Here is a 17,231-nt window from a genome sequence, read left to right as displayed (position 1 = left end):
ATACTGGCGTGAACGAAAACAGTGCGCAGCCCCTCAATGATGCCGCCCTCCGCCATGAAACCGGAGTGAATAAGGCGCTCATCGCCGTCTTCGTGATCTTCGGCCTCAACGGCTTGGTGTTTGCCAGCTGGGCAGCCCGCATTCCGGCCGCCGCAGAGGATTTGGGGATCGGCGCCGCCGGTGTTGGCCTGCTCCTGCTGTTCTCGGCCATCGGATCCGTGGCCGCGCTGCCGCTGGCCGGTTCGGTGGCGCAGCGCATCGGCACCGCAGGCACCGTGCGCGCCGGTGGAATTACGACGTCGATAGCCTCCCTCGTCATAGCCGCCGGACTCAGCCTGGGGTCGATTCCGCTGACCGGTGCCGGTCTGCTGGTCTTCGGCGTCGGCATTGCCGGCTGGGATGTCGCCATGAACCTGGAAGGGGCCGACGTCGAACGCCGGGTGGGCCGGACGGTGATGCCCAAGTTCCACGGCGCCTTCAGCGCCGGGGCGTTTGTGGGTGCCATGATCGGTGCGTTGCTCTCCTGGGCGGGAATCTCGCTGTCCCTGCATCTGCTGGGCATCCTGACGGTGGTCTGCGTGGCGGTGCTGATCGTGCCGCGGAACTTCCTCCAGTTGCCGCACGCATCTGCAGGCCACGGCGCCGACGCGACGGCTAAACCCTCCCGGTTCGGTGCCTGGCGGGAGGGCAGGACGCTGCTGATCGGCGTCGTCGTCATGGGCGCAGCCCTCACCGAAGGTGCGGCAAATGACTGGGTTGCCAAGGCGACCGTGGACGGACTGGGCACCAGTGAGTCCGCCGGCGCCGTGATGTTCGGCGTCTTCGTGGCAGCCATGACCCTTACCCGCTGGTTCGGTGCCCGGCTGATCGACCGGATGGGCCGCGTACCGGCGCTGCGGGTGTGCATGAGCGCCTCCCTGGCCGGACTGCTGCTCTTCGTTTTCGCCCCGAACCTCGGTCTCGCCGCCCTCGGCGCCGTGCTGTGGGGCATCGGTGCGGCCCTGGGCTTCCCGATGGGCATGTCTGCCGCGGGGGAAGATCCGGTCCATGCCGCGGGCCGGGTATCGGTGGTGTCCACCATCGGCTACATGGCCTTCTTCGTCGGACCGCCGGTGCTGGGTTTCCTGGGCGAACACTGGGGCATACGCAACGCCCTGCTGGTGGTGGGCGCAGCCATGCTGGTTTCCATTGCTTTTGCTCCGGCCGCCGCCGAGCAGAAGGCCGGGTCCGAACCCGCCTAAAGCTGCGGACCGTTTCTGTCCGCAAAGCACGGGCGCGGGGGCCCTTCCCGGTCCTACCCTCGACCCATGTCCTTTTCACCACAGTCCACGCCGTTGATTTCCGCCGAGGGGCTGACCAAGGTCTACTCCTCGAAATCCGGTCCCGTGCATGCCCTGGACGGACTGGATATTACTGTCCCTGAAGGAACGGTGACCGCTTTGCTGGGCCCCAACGGGGCCGGGAAAACGACTGCCGTCAAGGTCCTCACCACCCTGATCCGGCCCGATTCGGGCACAGCCGTCATTGACGGCATAGACGTTCTCTCCAACCCCAAAGAAGTACGCCGGGTCATTGGAGTGTCCGGCCAGTACTCCGCCGTGGACGAAAACCTCACCGGTATCGAAAACCTGGACATGGTGGGGCATCTGTACCACCTGCCTGCCCGGCGCGCGAAGGAACGGGCGATCGAACTTATCGACATGTTCGAGCTTTCCGACGCCGGCAACCGGCCGGTCAAGGGCTATTCCGGCGGCATGCGCCGCCGCCTGGATCTCGCCGGCGCGCTGGTGAACCAACCCCGGGTCCTGTTCCTGGACGAACCGACAACGGGGCTGGATCCGCGGTCCCGGATAGCACTGTGGGGCGTCATCACCGACCTCGTGGCCCGGGGAACCACCCTGCTGCTGACCACCCAGTACCTGGAGGAAGCGGACCAGCTGGCAGACAAGGTGGCCGTGATCGATGAGGGGAAGGTTATCGCCGAGGGGACCTCGGATGACCTGAAGGCACAGATCGGCGGGCACCGAGTGGCGGTGGCCCTGCACCGCCAGGAGGACGCTGACGCAGCGGTGACCATCCTGGGCCGGCACGGTTCGGGCGATCCGCACGTTTCCGGCGACGGCCGGACCCTGGAGGTCGCCGTCGTCGACGGTCCCGCAGCGCTCCAGCGCATCCTGTCCGAGCTGGAGGCCGGCGGCATCGAACTGCACGACGCCGGCATCCGCCGCCCCACCCTGGACGACGTCTTCCTGCAGCTCACCGGCAAGCCGACCGCAGAGGACAGCGAAACGGAGAAAGAGGAGGCACGCCGATGAGCGCGGCAGTATCCGCAACCGGCATCCGGACCGGCACCCCCAGTCTTCCGGCACGGTGGGCAGGGGACGGGTGGACCGTCACCAAACGGAACCTGATCAAGATCAAGCGGTCCCCGGACATGATCATCTTCGCGGTGCTGCAGCCGATCATGTTCGTGCTGCTGTTCAGCCAGGTCTACGGCGGGTCCATTGCCGTTGCGGGGACGGATTACACCCAGTTCCTGATGGCGGGCATCTTCGCCCAAACCGTGGTGTTCGGGTCCACGTTCTCCGGCTCCGCCATGGCGCAGGACCTGAAGGAGGGGATCATTGACCGCTTCCGGACCCTGCCGATGAGCCCGTCCGCGGTGCTGATCGGCAGGACCAACGCCGACCTGGCGCTCAACGGGATCTCCATGCTCATCATGATGGGTACCGGCCTGCTGGTGGGCTGGCGGGTGAACTCCACGCCCGGCCGGTTCGTGGCCGCCATCGCCCTGCTGCTGCTGTTCTCCTACGCCTTCAGCTGGGTCATGGCCCTGCTCGGTATGTCGGTGCGTTCACCGGAGACAATCAACAACGCGTCCTTTATGATCCTGTTTCCGATCACCTTTATCTCCAACGCATTCGTGCAGAGTTCCACCCTCCCCGGCCCGCTGGAGGCTTTTGCGGACTGGAACCCGGTCTCGGCACTCGTGCAGGCCGTGCGCGAACTGTTCGGCAACCTCGGCACCGCCCCGGTGCCGGACACCTGGCCGATGCAGAACGCCGTTGCCACGGTGGTGATCGGCGCGGTCGTGATGCTCGTCGTCTTCGTCCCGCTGGCGGTACGGAAGTTTGAGTCGATCAGCTCCCGGTAGCGGGGCGGAGCCCTTCGGAAACGAGGATCAACCATGATTGAGGCCCGCAGCCTCGCCAAGGTCTTCGGCGGCAAGACTGCCGTCGACGGCATCTCCTTCGATGTCCAGCCCGGCAAGGTCACCGGCTTCCTCGGCCCGAACGGGGCCGGCAAGTCGACCACCATGCGCATGATCATGGGGCTCGACCATCCAACCGCCGGCAGTGTGGAGGTCAACGGACGGCCCTACGCCGACCATAAGGCGCCCCTGCGGGAGGTCGGTGCGCTCCTGGAGGCAAAGGCTGTCCACCCTAAGCGGACGGCATACAACCATCTGCGGGCGCTCGCCGCCAGCCACGGCATTCCCAGGGAACGCATCACCGAGGTCATCGAACTGACGGGCCTCGGAGCGGCGGCCAACAAACGCGTGGGCGGTTTCTCCATGGGGATGGGCCAGCGGCTGGGAATCGCCGCGGCGTTGCTGGGAGACCCCCGCACGCTTATCTTCGACGAGCCGGTCAACGGACTGGACCCGGAAGGCGTGCAGTGGGTCCGGCATCTTGCCAGGGGCCTAGCCGCGGAGGGCCGCACGGTGTTCATTTCCTCGCACTTGATGAGCGAAATGGCAGTGACCGCCGACCACCTGATCGTGATCGGCCGCGGCAGGATCCTGGCGGACGCACCCATGGACCAGGTCCTCGCCGGCAGCGGGCGTGAACGCACCCTGGTGCGCGCGGACGACGTCGATGCCCTGGCGGCCGCAATAGGTTCGGACGGCGTGGAAATACGCCGGCCGGCACCGGGCCAGCTCGAAATCCTCGGGCTGTCCGCCCGCGGGATTGCCGAAGCCGCGCTGTCACGGCGGATCCTGGTCACGGAGCTGACCCCGCTGCAGGCATCCCTGGAGGACGCCTATATGGAGTTGACCCGAGGAGAGGTCGAGTACCAATCCCGGGACATCGGGCAGGGTCGGGGAAACCCCTAGTCATCCCTAAGGGGGACCCCTGATTCATCCCTTGGACCGGTCCCGTTGCGGCGCCGGCCCTCTATGGTGGAGGTAGACCCCCCAGCTTTTGCTTCCCAACGTGAGGATCACCCATGATCGAGGCATCCGGCCTCTCCAAGCGCTACGGCGGAAAAACAGCCGTCGATAATGTTTCCTTTACTGTCCAGCCGGGCAAAGTCACCGGCTTCCTGGGTCCGAACGGGGCCGGTAAATCCACCACCATGCGCATGATCGTGGGCCTGGACCGGCCCACCGCCGGCAAGGTTCTGGTCAACGGCAAGCCCTACGCCCAGCACAAGGCGCCGCTTCGCGAGGTGGGAGCGCTGCTGGATGCGAAGGCCGTGCACACCAAGCGCAGCGCGTACAACCATCTGCGGGCGATGGCAGCCACCCACGGTATTTCAACCAAGCGGATCAACGAGGTCATTGAACTCACCGGCCTCTCTCCGGTGGCGAAAAAGCGGGTGGGCGGCTTCTCCCTGGGCATGGGCCAGCGGCTGGGCATCGCGGTGGCGCTGCTGGGGGATCCGCACACGGTCATCCTGGACGAACCGGTCAACGGCCTGGATCCCGAGGGAGTGCTCTGGGTGCGGCACCTGGCCCGCGGGCTGGCATCGGAGGGGCGTACGGTCTTCCTTTCCTCGCACCTCATGAGCGAAATGGCACAGACCGCAGATCACCTCATCGTGATCGGCCGCGGCAGGATCATCGCCGACGCCCCCATCAGCGAAATCATCGCCGGAGAGGACAAGGTCCGCACGCTTGTCCGCACGGACAGCCCGCGGGAGCTGTTGCTTGCCCTGGACCGCCCCGGGGTTGCCGGTGTGGAGAAGGAAGGCGGGCTGCTGGAGATCACCGGCGCCGATCCGCGCCTGATCGCCGAAACGGCACTGGAACGCCGGATCCTGGTGTACGAACTGACACCCCAGCAGGTGTCCCTCGAGGACGCTTACATGGAACTGACACGCGACGACGTCGAATACCGGTCTCAGGACCTGCCGCAGGACCTTGTTCCTGCGGGCGCTGCCTCCGGGAAGGGGAACTAGCACCGTGAGTACTGCTACATCAACTAACAAACACGGCGCGCCCGCCCCGACCGGCTCCGGTGTCAACTTCGGCCGGGTCCTCAAATCCGAGTGGATCAAGGTCAACACCGTACCCTCCACCGTCATCCTGCTGGCCATCACGGTTGTGGTGATGGTCGGCCTGGCCGCCCTGGCGGCCTGGCAGGTGGTGGCCGTGCTGGACATGATCAGCTCGGCGAGCACCCCCGAAGAAGCCATGGCGTTCGGCGATCCGAAGATATACACCGATCTGGTGCCTGAAATACCCGCCAGCGGCCTGTTCTTCGGCCAGCTGCTGATCGCTTCGCTGGGCGTGGTGCTGATCGCCTCGGAGTGGGGCACCGGCATGATCCGCTCCACGTTCAGTGCGGTCCCGAAGCGGATCCCCGCACTGCTGGCCAAGGCCCTGGTCATTGCCGTGATCTCCTTCGTCATCGGCGCCGGCGCCGCCTTCATTTCCTTCCTGGTGGCACAGCCAATCCTGGACAGCGGGGACCTCAGCCTGTCGCTGGATGACAACGGCGTGCTCGCCAGCATCCTGAACACCGGTACCTGCCTGGCCCTGATCGCCGTGTTCTCGATGGCGATCGGCACGCTGCTGCGCAACACCGCCGGGGGAGTGGTCACCGCCATCGGCATCATCTTCGTACTGCCGCTGGTGGTTCAGATTGTGCAGGGAATCGCCGACTGGATCCCCGACGCCGCGCGGTTCCTGCCGAGCAACGCCGGCACCCAGCTGGTCACCGCCGGGGCCACCGCCGAAGGGGCCCTGACCCAGCTGCAGGGCGGCCTGGTGTTGGCGGCCTGGGCCGTGGTCCTGCTCATTGCTGCCCTGATCGTCACCAAGCGCCGCGACGTCTAAGGGAAACCCGGACTTCGGTGAAGGCGGCGGCGGAAGAACGGCCGCCCCCGCCTTCACCGGACATCACCTCCACAACCCCCGGCAATGGTCTTGCCGGGGGTTCTTTACGTCCCGGAAGGCCGATGGTTACGCCGGGGCGGCGGGCTCTGGTTGAATCGGAGCATGTCTGACGCATTGGCCCACATAAATGACCTCGGCGCGTTTGTCAGCGCCTCACCCTCCAGCTTCCACGCGGCGCGTGAAGGCGCGCGCCGCCTGGCGGAGGCAGGGTTCACGGAAGTACTCGAGACCGGGGATTTCCCGCGCTCGTCCGGAAAATTCTTTGTGGTGCGCGACGGCGCATTCATCGCCTGGGTCACGCCTGAGGCCGCCGGCCCCGCCACCGGGTTCTCGATCTTCGGTACCCACACCGATTCCCCGTCCTTCAAGCTCAAGCCCCGGCCCACCACCGGACGGCTCGGCTGGCTGCAGGCCGGCGTCGAAGTCTACGGCGGCCCGCTGCTGAACTCCTGGCTGGACCGGGAGCTGCAGCTTGCCGGACGGATGGTCACCCTGGCCGGCGAGGAGCGGCTCGTGGAGACCGGCCCGCTGATGCGCTTTCCGCAGCTGGCCATCCACCTGGACCGGGCCGTGAATGAGGGCTTGAAGCTGGATAAACAACAGCACATGAACCCGGTCTGGGGACTGGGGGACCCGTCCACTTCCGACCTCGTGGCTCTGCTGGCGGCCAAGGCCGGCCTGGCCCCGGAGGAGATCGGCGGCTACGACATCGTTGCCGCCGACACCCAGGCACCGCAGGTTTTCGGCGCCGAGGGGGAGTTCTTCGCCTCCGGGCGGCTGGACAACCTTTCCTCTGTCCACGCCGGCGTCGTCGCACTTATCGCGGCCGACGTCGCGCCCACCGCACCGGTTGCCGTCCTCGCGGCGTTCGACCATGAAGAGGTGGGCAGCGGCAGCCGGTCCGGCGCTGCCGGCCCGTTCCTCGAAGATGTACTGCTGCGGATCGGTGACGGACTCGGCGCGACGACGGCGGACCGTGCCCGCGCGATGGCCGCCTCCTTCTGTATTTCCGCGGATGTCGGCCACGCCGTCCACCCCAACTACGCGGAGCGGCATGATCCCGCCAACCACCCGGTGCTCAACGGCGGGCCGCTGCTGAAGATCAACGCCAACCAGCGTTACACCACCGACGCCCCCGGCATGGCCCGCTGGGCGAGCCTCTGTGCGGCCGCCGAGGTGCCGTACCAGGAATTCGTTTCCCACAACTCCGTCCCCTGCGGCTCCACCATTGGACCCCTGACCGCAACCCGGCTCGGCATCCGGACCGTGGATGTCGGGATTCCCGTACTCTCCATGCACTCGGCCCGGGAAATGGCAGGCGTGCAGGACCCCCGGCGCCTGGCCGCAGTGGCACAGTTGTTCTTCGCGGCGGGGGCGGCCTGACCCGGACGGAAGGGTCGGCGGATCCCGGCGTGTCAATCCCGTCCCGGGAAATCGGATAGGATAAGAAAGTCTGTGCTGTCGGCTTCGGCCGGCAGATTCCCCCCGCTGCGGATCAGCTGCATGCCGAGGGGAGACAACGCAAAAGAACCTCCTGTTACGGAAATGCCGTGACCGTATAGCCCAAAGGAGGTGGGTTCACAAATGCGTGCTTATGAACTGATGGTAATCATCGACCCCGAGGTCGAAGAGCGTACCGTCGAGCCTTCGCTCGACAAGTTCCTCAATGTTGTCCGCAACGATGGTGGAACCATCGACAAGGTAGACATCTGGGGCCGTCGTCGACTGGCCTACGAAATCCAGAAAAAGACTGAAGGCATCTACGCGGTGGTTAACTTCACCGGTACGCCTGCAGCAGCAGCCGAGCTTGATCGCCAGCTGAGCCTCAATGAGACCATCATGCGCACCAAGATCATCCGCCCGGAAGAGCAGAAGATCTCGAAGAAGGATGCCAAGAAGGCCGCTAAGGACGCTGCAAAGGTTTCCGCAGAATAATTTCGGCAACCCGTACTGATATCAGGAGGCTTTCATGGCAGGCGAGACAACAATCACCGTCGTCGGTAACCTAACCAACGACCCGGAACTGCGGTTCACTCCGTCCGGTTCGGCAGTGGCGAACTTCACCATTGCCTCGACCCCGCGGACCTTCGACCGTCAGTCCAACGAGTGGAAGGACGGCGAAACGCTGTTCCTCCGCGCGTCTGTCTGGCGTGAAGCTGCTGAAAACGTCGCCGAGTCCCTCACCAAGGGAACCCGCGTAGTTTGCCAGGGCCGCCTGAAGTCGCGTTCGTACGAAACCAAAGAAGGCGAAAAGCGCACCGTAATGGAGCTTGAGGTCGACGAAATCGGCCCCTCGCTGCGTTATGCCTCTGCCAAGGTCACCCGCACCCAGCGCTCCGGCGGTGGCGGTGGCGGCTTCGGCGGCAACAACGGCGGCGGTGGCGGTGGCGGCTTCGGCGGCAACTCCAACTCCGGTTGGGGCGGCGGCCAGCAGCAGCCCGCGCAGTCCGCACCGGCTGACGATCCCTGGGGCGCCCCTGCGGGCGGCAACTCCGGTGGATGGGGCAGCGGCCCGGATTCGAACGATCCGCCCTTCTAAACCTCTTCATCCGAAGAGCGGCGACCCCCATTCGGGAGAAGCGGCCCTTCACCCGGCGCCTTCGGGCGCCATCCTCAGACGGCAACCGCCGTCGAGCCCATCCCGTGGAAAATGTATCCACGGGCTCCACTAGACATAAGGAGCTCCACGATGGCTAAGGCTGAACTTCGCAAGCCCAAACCAAAGTCCAATCCCTTGAAGGCCGCTGACATCACTGTCATCGACTACAAGGACGTAGCATTGCTGCGCAAGTTCATTTCCGACCGCGGAAAGATCCGCGCTCGTCGCGTAACTGGCGTCACCGTGCAGGAACAGCGCAAGATCGCCCAGGCAATCAAGAATGCCCGCGAAGTTGCTCTCCTGCCTTACTCCGGCGCTGGCCGCGGCTAAAGGAAAGGAACCTAACTCATGGCAAAGCTCATTCTGACCCACGAAGTAACCGGTCTCGGCGCTGCCGGCGACGTCATCGAGGTTAAGGACGGTTACGCACGTAACTACCTCCTGCCCCGCGGCTTCGCTCTGACCTGGACCAAGGGTGGCGAGAAGCAGGTTGAGTCCATCAAGGCTGCCCGCGCTGCCCGCGAGCACGCTTCCCTGGAAGATGCTCAGAAGCAGGCTGCTGCTCTCTCCGCCAAGCCGGTCAAGCTGACCGTCAAGGCCGGCGAGTCCGGACGCCTCTTCGGTACCGTCAAGCCCGGCGACGTTGCCGCTGCTGTCGAAGCCGCCGGTCTCGGCGCCATCGACAAGCGCAAGGTTGAACTCCCGACGCACATCAAGTCGGTTGGTTCCTTCCAGGCCAACGTCCGCCTGCACAACGATGTTGCAGCTGTCATCGACCTCGAGGTCGTTGCAGGCTAACGTCTGACGCAGACACCAAAGCACCCTCCTGCCTTCGGGCCGGGGGGTGCTTTTTTTGTGCGGGGAACCGCTGATCCGGCCGCCGTTCTGCATGCCCCGGCAGCAGACGTACGCAATCCATGCTCCGTTGAGACTGCTGTTGTGGATATCGCGGGGGGTATTTGTGGATTTCGGCACTCCTAGGCCTGTTTTGAGCTGCTGTCAACACGGCACCGGCAGCCGGGCGCGGCGGAAAAATAGTTTGTTTACACAGGTGTGGACAAGCGTTTGCCCTAGTCAGAGCCCCTTTTGTGGAAAAAACTAAGATTTATCCACATGCTTATGCCCAGCCTGTGCACAAGACACGCCGCGTTATGCACAGCCTGTCCACAGGACCTGTGGATAACTCGTTTGTCGGTAGGGCGAAGGAGGCATACGGTTGCGGTGAATCCCTTCTTCAGACGCATGTCCGCCGGCTCGGATCCGTCAGCACGCCGCCGCCGTTCCGGCGATAGTCAGTGCGGGCTGATAGAGATAAGCAAGCCCTCCGGCAGGGCAGGGATCGAAACGTCTTAGCCTTTATGGAAAGGGTCACAGTGTCGCTCACGCATACGGACTCCCCGGCATCAACATCAAGTCCGGACTTCGCGAGGACACCGCCGCAGGACCTGGTTGCAGAACAATCGGTGCTTGGCGGCATGATGCTCTCCAAGGATGCCATCGCAGACTGCGTGGAAGTCCTGCGCGGGCTGGACTTCTACCGCCCTGCACATGAGGCCATCTACGAGGCCATCATTGATCTCTACGGCCGCGGGGAACCGGCCGATGCCGTCACCGTTTCGGATGAACTCACCAAGCGGGGCGAGATTGGCCGGATCGGCGGACCGGCCTACCTGCACGAGCTGATCCAGTCCGTTCCCACCGCGGCCAATGCCGGCTTCTATGCCGAAATCGTGCGCGAGCGGGCGGTTCTCCGCCGCCTTGTTGGTGCCGGCACCAAGATTGTCCAGTTGGGCTACTCCAACGAGGGCATGGAAGTGGATGACATTGTCAACGCTGCCCAGGCAGAAATCTACGCCGTGGCCGAGCGGCGGACTGCTGAAGACTACGTGCCCCTGAAGGACATCATCGAGGGCACGGTGGACGAGATTGAGTCCGCCGGGCACCGCGGCGAAGGCATGACCGGCGTGCCCACCGGCTTCTACGAACTGGACGAGCTCACCCAGGGCCTGCACCCGGGCCAGATGATCGTTATCGCTGCCCGTCCGGCCGTCGGAAAGTCCACCTTCGCGCTGGACTTCGCCCGGTCCGCGGCCATCAAGAACAACATGACCACCGTCTTCTTCTCCCTCGAAATGGGCCGCAACGAAATCGCCATGCGCCTGCTCTCGGCTGAAGCGACCATCGGGCTTCAGGACCTGCGCAAGGGCACCATCAAGGACGAACAGTGGGGCAAGATTGCCACCACGATGGGGCGCATGAATGATGCGCCGCTGTTCATCGATGACAGCCCGAACATGTCCCTGATGGAGATCCGTGCGAAGTGCCGCCGCCTGAAGCAGCGCCACGACCTCAAGCTCGTGGTGCTGGACTACCTCCAGCTGATGTCCTCGGGCAAGCGCGTGGAATCCCGTCAGCAGGAAGTCTCCGAGTTCTCACGTGCCCTGAAGCTGCTGGCCAAGGAGCTCGAAGTCCCCGTGATCGCGTTGTCGCAGCTGAACCGAGGTTCGGAGCAGCGCACCGACAAGAAGCCCATGGTCTCCGATCTGCGTGAATCGGGCTCCATCGAGCAGGATGCGGACATGGTCATCCTGCTGCACCGCGAGGACATCTACGACAAGGAATCGCCGCGCGCCGGCGAGGCCGACGTCATTGTGGCCAAGCACCGTAACGGCCCCACCAAGACCATCGTCGTAGGGTTCCAGGGCCACTATTCACGCTTCTCGAACATGGCGGTTGAGGGCGGCAGCGGCTTCTAGCCGCCGCGTTCACCCCTCCACCGCTTTCCCCCACCGCCGCAGGAGATCCAGCATGCCCAAGTCCAAGCCCCGCAAGAAAGCTGTTTCCAAAAAGAAGCAGGCCCGCCGCGCCGAGCATGAAGTCAATGCCCTGCTGCGCGGCGAAACCGCCTACTTCAGCGATGAGGCAGAGGCACTGCTGACCGCCCGCGGCTGGATCAGCGAGCGGGACCAGCCCGGCGGCCCTGACCAGGGCGACGCCTGGTACTGGATGCCGTCCCAGCTGCCGGCGTACCTGGAGGAAGGCGAACCCGTCCCCACCTCCATCTACCCGTCTTCCGAGAGCACCTTCGTCAGCCAGCTGGCGACACCGGACGGCTCCGTTCCCCCCGTGGCACAGACGGAGTACGACTCCCTGGCGGAACTTGAGGCGGACCTGGACCGGCTGCAGGCCTACCGGGTGCCCGACGGCGAGTGGACTGTCCTGGGCGGAGGCCCGTCCGCTGAAGAGACCCCGGGCGATCTCATCGACTCGATTACCGAGGAATGGGAGCTCATTGCAGAGCTCATCCACTTCCCGTACAGCAGCGACGCCGGTGCGCGCTCCTTTGCTGTCGTGGAGCAGGCCGTGCAGGACGGCAGGCTTACTGAGTACGCCTACCGGTCAATCCTCGCCGGCCGCGCCGGAAAGTAGGCGCCCCCGGGGGAGTAGGCGCCCCGGCCGCGCCTAGCCCCGGTTTGACGCGCCGGGGCCGCCCGCCGGCTCTCCGTGGGCATCGTGGCTGGACGCCAGCTGCCACGGCACGGAGGCAACCATGATGGCCGGCTCGAAGTGGAGCCGGGCCTTGATGCGCAGGGCGGTCTGGTTATGCACCAGCTGCTCCCACCAACGGCCCACCACGTACTCCGGAATGTAGACCACGAACAGTTCCCGCGGCGCGTTTCGCCGGGCATCGCGCAGGTACGCCAGCACCGGGGAGATGGTCTCGCGGTACGGCGAGGAGAGGACCGTCAGCGGCACGGGAATCTGCAGCCGCTCCCAGTCAGCCAGCGTGCGGCGGGTGTCCTCCGGATCAAGATCCACAATGATCGCGTTCAAGCTGGAGGGACGGGACGCCCGCGCATAGGCAATGGCCCGCAGGGCCGGCTTGTGGACCTGCGAAATCAGGATCACCGCATTGACCCGGGAGGGCAGGGCCAGGCCGTGGTCGTCAGCGCTGAGCGCCAGCTCGCGGGCAACCGTGTCGTAGTGGACCCGGATGCTGTACATGATCACGTAGAGCACGGCCATGGCCAGCAGGGCAATCCACGCGCCGTGGGTGAACTTGGTGATGATGACGATGAGCAGCACCAGGGCCGTCATGCCGAAGCCGAGGGAGTTGATCGCCCGGGAACGCTGCATCCGGCGTCGTACGTCCTTATCCCGCTCGGTGCGCAGCTTGCCGGTCCAGTGCCGGATCATACCCAGCTGGCTGGCGGTGAAGGAGACGAAGACCCCGACAATATAGAGCTGGATCAGCTGGGTGACATCGGCGTCGAAGGCCACGATAAGCACCAGGGCGCCCAGGCCGAGCGAAATGATGCCGTTGCTGAACGCCAGCCGGTCCCCGCGGGTGCGCATCTGGCGCGGGAGGAACCCGTCCTTGGCCAGGATCGAGGCCAGCACGGGGAAGCCGTTGAACGCGGTATTGGAGGCAAAGACCAGGATCAGCCCGGTGGCGGCCACGACAAGGTAGAACGCGATGCTGCCGTCGCCGAAGATGGTCTCCGCCAACTGGCTGATCACCGGATGCTGCACGTAGTCCTCGCCCACGGGTGAACCGTTGGATGTGAGCTGGGTGGCCGGGTCCTGGGCGACATGGACCTTGGTGAGGTTGGCCATGGCGATGATCCCGCCGATCATGGCAGCGGAAATCACGCCCAGGAGCAAGAGGGTGGTGGCGGCATTGGCGCTCTTGGGTTTGCGGAACGTGGGGACGCCGTTGCTGATGGCTTCAACGCCGGTCAGTGCGGCTGCGCCGGAGGAAAAGGCCCGCAGCAGCAGGAGGACGCCGGCAAGTCCTACGAGCCCTTCGTCGAAACCGGATTCCCGCACCAGTTCAAAGGATGCCGAGGGGGCCTGGCGGAGGTCTCCGCTGAGGAACTGGAGGAAGCCGGTGAGGCACATGCCCAGTACGGAGAGCATGAAGATGTAGGTAGGTACGGCAAACAAGGCGCCGGCCTCCCGGATGCCGCGCAGGTTCACCAGGACCAGTACGGCCACCCCGATCACGGCGATGGTGGCCTGGGTGCCGTGCAGCGCGGGGATGGCCGTCACGAGGTAGGACGCCGCCGAGGACATCGACACAGCGACGGTGAGCACGTAGTCCACCAGCAGTGCGGAGGCGACGGTCAGGCCGGCGGGCTTGCCCAGGTTGGTGCTCGCGATTTCGTAGTCGCCGCCGCCGGACGGGTAGGCGTGGACGTTCTGGCGGTAGGACGCCACCACCGTGAGCAGGACGACAATAACGGCCAGCCCCACCCAGGGGGACAGGGTCACGGCAGCCACGCCGGCCAGGGCCAGGGTAAGGAGAATCTCATCGGGCGCATAGGCAGCAGATGAGAGGGCGTCCGAGGCGAAAACCGGGAGCGCAATCCGCTTGGGGAGGAGGGTGTGCGAGAGCCGTTCGTTGCCGTAAGGACGCCCGACCAGAATGCGTTTGAGCGCATTGAAGAATGTGAGCACGAGGACCAACGTTAGACGGGTCCGCCTGCACTGTCCAGAAGCGGAAAAACGCGGCGGCTGCGCCCTTCCCGGGCCGGGGCGCGGCTGGCTCCCCGGCACCGTCCGGAACCCGGGCGCCGGTATCGGCGCGATCACCGGAGCATGATCAAGGACACGCTGAATAACGGTATGGCTGTTGCACATGGGGTGGGAACGGGTCTCGGCAAGAAGCTGTAGGCGGCGGACGTCCGCACGGCGTCTGCCGGCGTTCTTTTGATGGCGTTCCTCACTGCTTTGAGGATGACCCGGATCACGGAAAACGCGTCCTGGGCCCCGAAAATGAATACGTGACGGAATCTACAAAAACGGGTGTGGATTGTACTTCTGCCGCTTATCTACGCGGATCTGGAAAAGATAACGATTCGTGCATATTTGATATCGATTTGATCTCGATAAAAGACTCCCTTACGTTGGTTAAGGCCCTGATCGAGGGCTGGACCGCCTGACTGAATCGAAGTCGGCGGCGGCCGCTACTAATGCTGGTGCGGCCTCAAACCAGTAAGCCTGATGCCACGCGTCCACTGCACGTCGCCGCTGCGTGGCATCCAAGAAGACCTCTATCAATATGGGGAAGGCGACGGCGTGCAGACGCCCGGGGACGGGATGAGCGCAGGTGGAACCCGTGGGAGCACAAAACTTATGAAGAACCAGAAGATCCGTCGTATCGTACGTCGCGGCCTGGCTACCGCCGCCATCACCGGTGCTGGCGCTGCCGGCCTCGCCGGCCTGGCCGCTCCGGCAAACGCAGCCTCCATGGACTGGGATGCCCTTGCACAGTGCGAGAGCGGTGGAAACTGGGCTATCAACACCGGCAACGGTTTCTCCGGCGGGCTGCAGTTCACGCCCAGCACCTGGGCAGCCTTCGGCGGTACCGGCAACCCGGCAGACGCCAGCCGCGAGCAGCAGATTGCCGTGGCTGAGCGTGTCCTGGCTGAGCAGGGCCCCGGCGCCTGGCCTGCCTGCACCGCCAAGCTGGGCCTGACCGGCGCCACCGCCAACCCGCAGGCCGCCCAGCCTGCTCCGGTTGAGCAGGCTCCTGTCACCGAAGCCGCTCCGGTTGAGACCTACACCGAGCCTGCTCCGGTTGAGACCTACACCGAGCCCGCTCCGGTTGAGACCTACACCGAGCCTGCTCCTGTGGTCGAGGCCGCTCCGGTCGAGACCTACGTACAGCCGCAGACCGTTGCTCCGGCACCGACCAGCGTCCCGGTTGAGGCCGTTGCACCGGTACAGACCCCGGCTCCGGCCCTGTCCGGCGAGACCTACGTCATCCAGGCCGGCGACACCCTCTCCGGGATCGCCGAGAAGCTTGGCATCGAGGGCGGCTGGCAGGCGCTGTACAACGCCAACCTGGATACCGTTATCCACCAGGACCTGATCTTCACCGGTCAGACCCTGCAGCTGCCGGCCTAGTCACGGCAGCGTGAGTCTTCGGTAGCTGTTCCGCCTTAGTGCGGCGATCGAAGCAGAACGGGCGCTTTACGCGAAATGCGTAAAGCGCCCGTTCCTTTTAACTATCCTCACCCGCCGGCGATCGACTGCAGGACCAGAAGCTCCGCACGGGCGGGCAGCACGGTGGAAGCGCCGTCCAGGTCCCGGATGTCCTCGCCGTCCAGGTACAGGTTCACATAGCGGCGCAGCTCCCCGGTCTCGTCGCAGATCCGGCGGTACACACCGGCGAAATCGGACTGCAGGAGCGCCAGGACATCCGCAACGGTGATGTTTTCCGGTGTGCCTTCGCCAGGCGCGGGACGAAGCGTCAACAGGCGGCGTCCGTCCGCGGCGTCGGCCAGCGCCGCCGGGAGCAACAGCTCGACGTCGGTGCGGCCGGGAGCGTCAGGCCGCAACGGCGCGGACACAGAGCACATCCGGAAGATTGGCTGCCACCAGGTGAAAGCTCTCGCCCTCGTCGGCGCTCGCATACACCTCGCCGCCGCGGGTACCGAAGTAGATGCCGGCGGGATCGGCGTCGTCCACGTAGGCGGCATCGCGCAGCACGGCGTTGAAATCATAGGCGGGCAGACCGGCGTCGAACCGCTCCCAGCTCCCGCCTGCATTTGTGCTGCGGTATACCGCCGGGCGGCCCTGCGGCGGATTGCGTTCCCCCGCCGAACCCAGCGGAATGGTCCAGATGGTATCCGGGCGGGTGGGGTGGGCAAGCATCACGAAACCGAAATCCGCGGGAAGGCCGTCCGCAATGGACAACCACTGTCCGCCGGCGTCGTCGCTGCGGTACACCCCGCCGTGGTTCTGGGCGTATAGCCGCTGCGGGTTGCCCGCGTCCCGGGCAACCTTGTGCACGCACTGCCCGAACTCGGGATACTTCTCCGGCATAAAGTCCGCGATGATGCCGGTGTTGAATGCGTCCCAGGTCTCCCCGCGGTCATCGGAGCGGTAGACCCCGCCGCTGCTGATCGCCACGTGGACGGAATCGTCGCTGGGGCTGGGCAGGACCGTATGGGCGGCCGGGCCGCCGTAGCCGGCACCCCACTGGGTGCGGTGCGGGTGGTCCCACAACCCCCGCACCAGTTCGAAGTGCTTGCCGCCGTCCTGGGAGCGGAACACGGAGATCGGTTCGCAGCCCGCCCAGACAACGCCCGGCCGGTCCGCGTTGTCCGGCGCCAGCTGCCAAATGCGCTCCAGCGAGGCGCCGGTGTCCTCCGGAAAGGCAATGGCCGCCTGCTCGGGTTCCTGCCAGGTCCGCCCCAGGTCATCCGAAATCGCGACATTGGTGCCCCACCACTCGGACCGGACGCCGGCCAGCAGGCGCGGGGTCCCGCTGCGGGCGTCAAAGGCCAGGGACGGGACCTCCGTCATCGCAAACTCCGGCCCGCGCAGCTCCCAGTTGCGGCGGTCGGGGCTCGTGGCCAGCCACAGGCCCTTGCGGGTCCCGATGGCGACGACGGTGGAGGCACCGGGGGATGCGGCGGCGGGCACGGCAGCGGGGTCGGCGGCGGGCATCGCTTCGGGCACGGCATCCATGCGGTTATTCCAGCACCGGGGGGTCCC

17 protein-coding genes are annotated in these 17,231 nt (G+C 65.4%); 14 read left to right on the top strand and 3 right to left on the bottom strand.

Annotation, left to right across the window (positions count from 1 at the left end; translation table 11 throughout):
* The first annotated feature begins 8 nt into the window (after window positions 1-8).
* From N2L00_RS15975 to N2L00_RS15915, 13 genes are all read left to right on the top strand, one after another.
* Window positions 9-1,241, top strand: coding sequence for an MFS transporter (locus N2L00_RS15975; protein WP_374676595.1), 1,233 nt, complete (start codon window positions 9-11; stop codon window positions 1,239-1,241).
* A 66-nt stretch (window positions 1,242-1,307) separates the two neighbouring features.
* Window positions 1,308-2,315 (top strand): ATP-binding cassette domain-containing protein, encoded by a 1,008-nt coding sequence (locus N2L00_RS15970; protein ID WP_255862232.1) that lies wholly within the window; start codon window positions 1,308-1,310, stop codon window positions 2,313-2,315.
* Entirely contained in the window at window positions 2,312-3,154 is an 843-nt protein-coding gene (locus tag N2L00_RS15965) for an ABC transporter permease (protein ID WP_255765490.1), read from the top strand. The genes N2L00_RS15970 and N2L00_RS15965 overlap by 4 nt, the downstream gene beginning before the upstream one ends.
* 33 nt (window positions 3,155-3,187) lie before the next feature.
* Window positions 3,188-4,117 carry an ABC transporter ATP-binding protein gene (locus tag N2L00_RS15960; RefSeq protein ID WP_255765489.1) on the top strand — a complete coding sequence of 310 codons (930 nt, stop codon included), beginning with the start codon at window positions 3,188-3,190 and terminating at the stop codon, window positions 4,115-4,117.
* 113 nt (window positions 4,118-4,230) lie between these two features.
* On the top strand, window positions 4,231-5,184 hold the full coding sequence (locus N2L00_RS15955) for an ABC transporter ATP-binding protein (protein WP_255765488.1): 954 nt from the start codon (window positions 4,231-4,233) through the stop codon (window positions 5,182-5,184).
* A gap of 4 nt (window positions 5,185-5,188) precedes the next feature.
* Complete coding sequence (locus N2L00_RS15950; protein WP_255765487.1) at window positions 5,189-6,064, top strand: ABC transporter permease subunit; 876 nt, start codon at window positions 5,189-5,191, stop codon at window positions 6,062-6,064.
* 162 nt (window positions 6,065-6,226) lie between these two features.
* The gene (locus N2L00_RS15945; protein WP_255862233.1) at window positions 6,227-7,507 is read left to right on the top strand and encodes a M18 family aminopeptidase; all 1,281 of its coding nucleotides are present in this window, start codon (window positions 6,227-6,229) and stop codon (window positions 7,505-7,507) included.
* Window positions 7,508-7,708: 201 nt separating this feature from the next.
* Window positions 7,709-8,059, top strand: coding sequence for a 30S ribosomal protein S6 (rpsF, locus tag N2L00_RS15940; RefSeq protein WP_227920298.1), 351 nt, complete (start codon window positions 7,709-7,711; stop codon window positions 8,057-8,059).
* A gap of 34 nt (window positions 8,060-8,093) precedes the next feature.
* A complete protein-coding gene (locus N2L00_RS15935; RefSeq protein ID WP_255765485.1) occupies window positions 8,094-8,663 on the top strand; it encodes a single-stranded DNA-binding protein in 570 nt (189 codons plus the stop codon).
* Between the two features lie 150 nt (window positions 8,664-8,813).
* The gene (gene rpsR / locus N2L00_RS15930; RefSeq protein WP_003800144.1) at window positions 8,814-9,053 is read left to right on the top strand and encodes a 30S ribosomal protein S18; all 240 of its coding nucleotides are present in this window, start codon (window positions 8,814-8,816) and stop codon (window positions 9,051-9,053) included.
* An 18-nt stretch (window positions 9,054-9,071) separates the two neighbouring features.
* Window positions 9,072-9,521 (top strand): 50S ribosomal protein L9, encoded by a 450-nt coding sequence (rplI, locus tag N2L00_RS15925; RefSeq protein ID WP_146359901.1) that lies wholly within the window; start codon window positions 9,072-9,074, stop codon window positions 9,519-9,521.
* A gap of 575 nt (window positions 9,522-10,096) precedes the next feature.
* Window positions 10,097-11,479 (top strand): replicative DNA helicase, encoded by a 1,383-nt coding sequence (gene dnaB / locus N2L00_RS15920; RefSeq protein WP_229951200.1) that lies wholly within the window; start codon window positions 10,097-10,099, stop codon window positions 11,477-11,479.
* 52 nt (window positions 11,480-11,531) lie between these two features.
* Entirely contained in the window at window positions 11,532-12,152 is a 621-nt protein-coding gene (locus tag N2L00_RS15915; protein WP_255862234.1) for a cell division protein CrgA, read from the top strand.
* Between the two features lie 33 nt (window positions 12,153-12,185).
* Here N2L00_RS15915 and N2L00_RS15910 read toward each other — a convergent pair whose 3' ends face one another.
* Complete coding sequence (locus N2L00_RS15910) at window positions 12,186-14,183, bottom strand: APC family permease (protein ID WP_255862235.1); 1,998 nt, start codon at window positions 14,181-14,183, stop codon at window positions 12,186-12,188.
* A 678-nt stretch (window positions 14,184-14,861) separates the two neighbouring features.
* On the opposite strand from N2L00_RS15910, the gene N2L00_RS15905 reads away from it, so the two are divergent.
* A complete protein-coding gene (locus N2L00_RS15905) occupies window positions 14,862-15,635 on the top strand; it encodes a transglycosylase family protein (RefSeq protein ID WP_255862236.1) in 774 nt (257 codons plus the stop codon).
* 107 nt (window positions 15,636-15,742) lie between these two features.
* Here the strand turns inward: N2L00_RS15905 and N2L00_RS15900 are convergent, their stop codons facing one another.
* Both N2L00_RS15900 and N2L00_RS15895 read right to left on the bottom strand, forming a co-directional pair.
* Window positions 15,743-16,081: a MoaD/ThiS family protein gene (locus tag N2L00_RS15900; protein ID WP_255862237.1), complete on the bottom strand. Its 339-nt coding sequence runs from the start codon at window positions 16,079-16,081 to the stop codon at window positions 15,743-15,745.
* Complete coding sequence (locus tag N2L00_RS15895) at window positions 16,059-17,183, bottom strand: exo-alpha-sialidase (protein WP_255862792.1); 1,125 nt, start codon at window positions 17,181-17,183, stop codon at window positions 16,059-16,061. Before N2L00_RS15895 ends, N2L00_RS15900 begins: the two co-directional genes overlap by 23 nt.
* Between the last annotated feature and the right edge of the window lie 48 nt (window positions 17,184-17,231).

This window comes from Arthrobacter sp. zg-Y1171, assembly GCF_025244845.1.
Lineage (GTDB): Bacteria > Actinomycetota > Actinomycetes > Actinomycetales > Micrococcaceae > Arthrobacter_B.
Note: the sequence above shows the minus strand (reverse complement) of the source record. Positions and strands in the feature narration are given on the sequence as shown.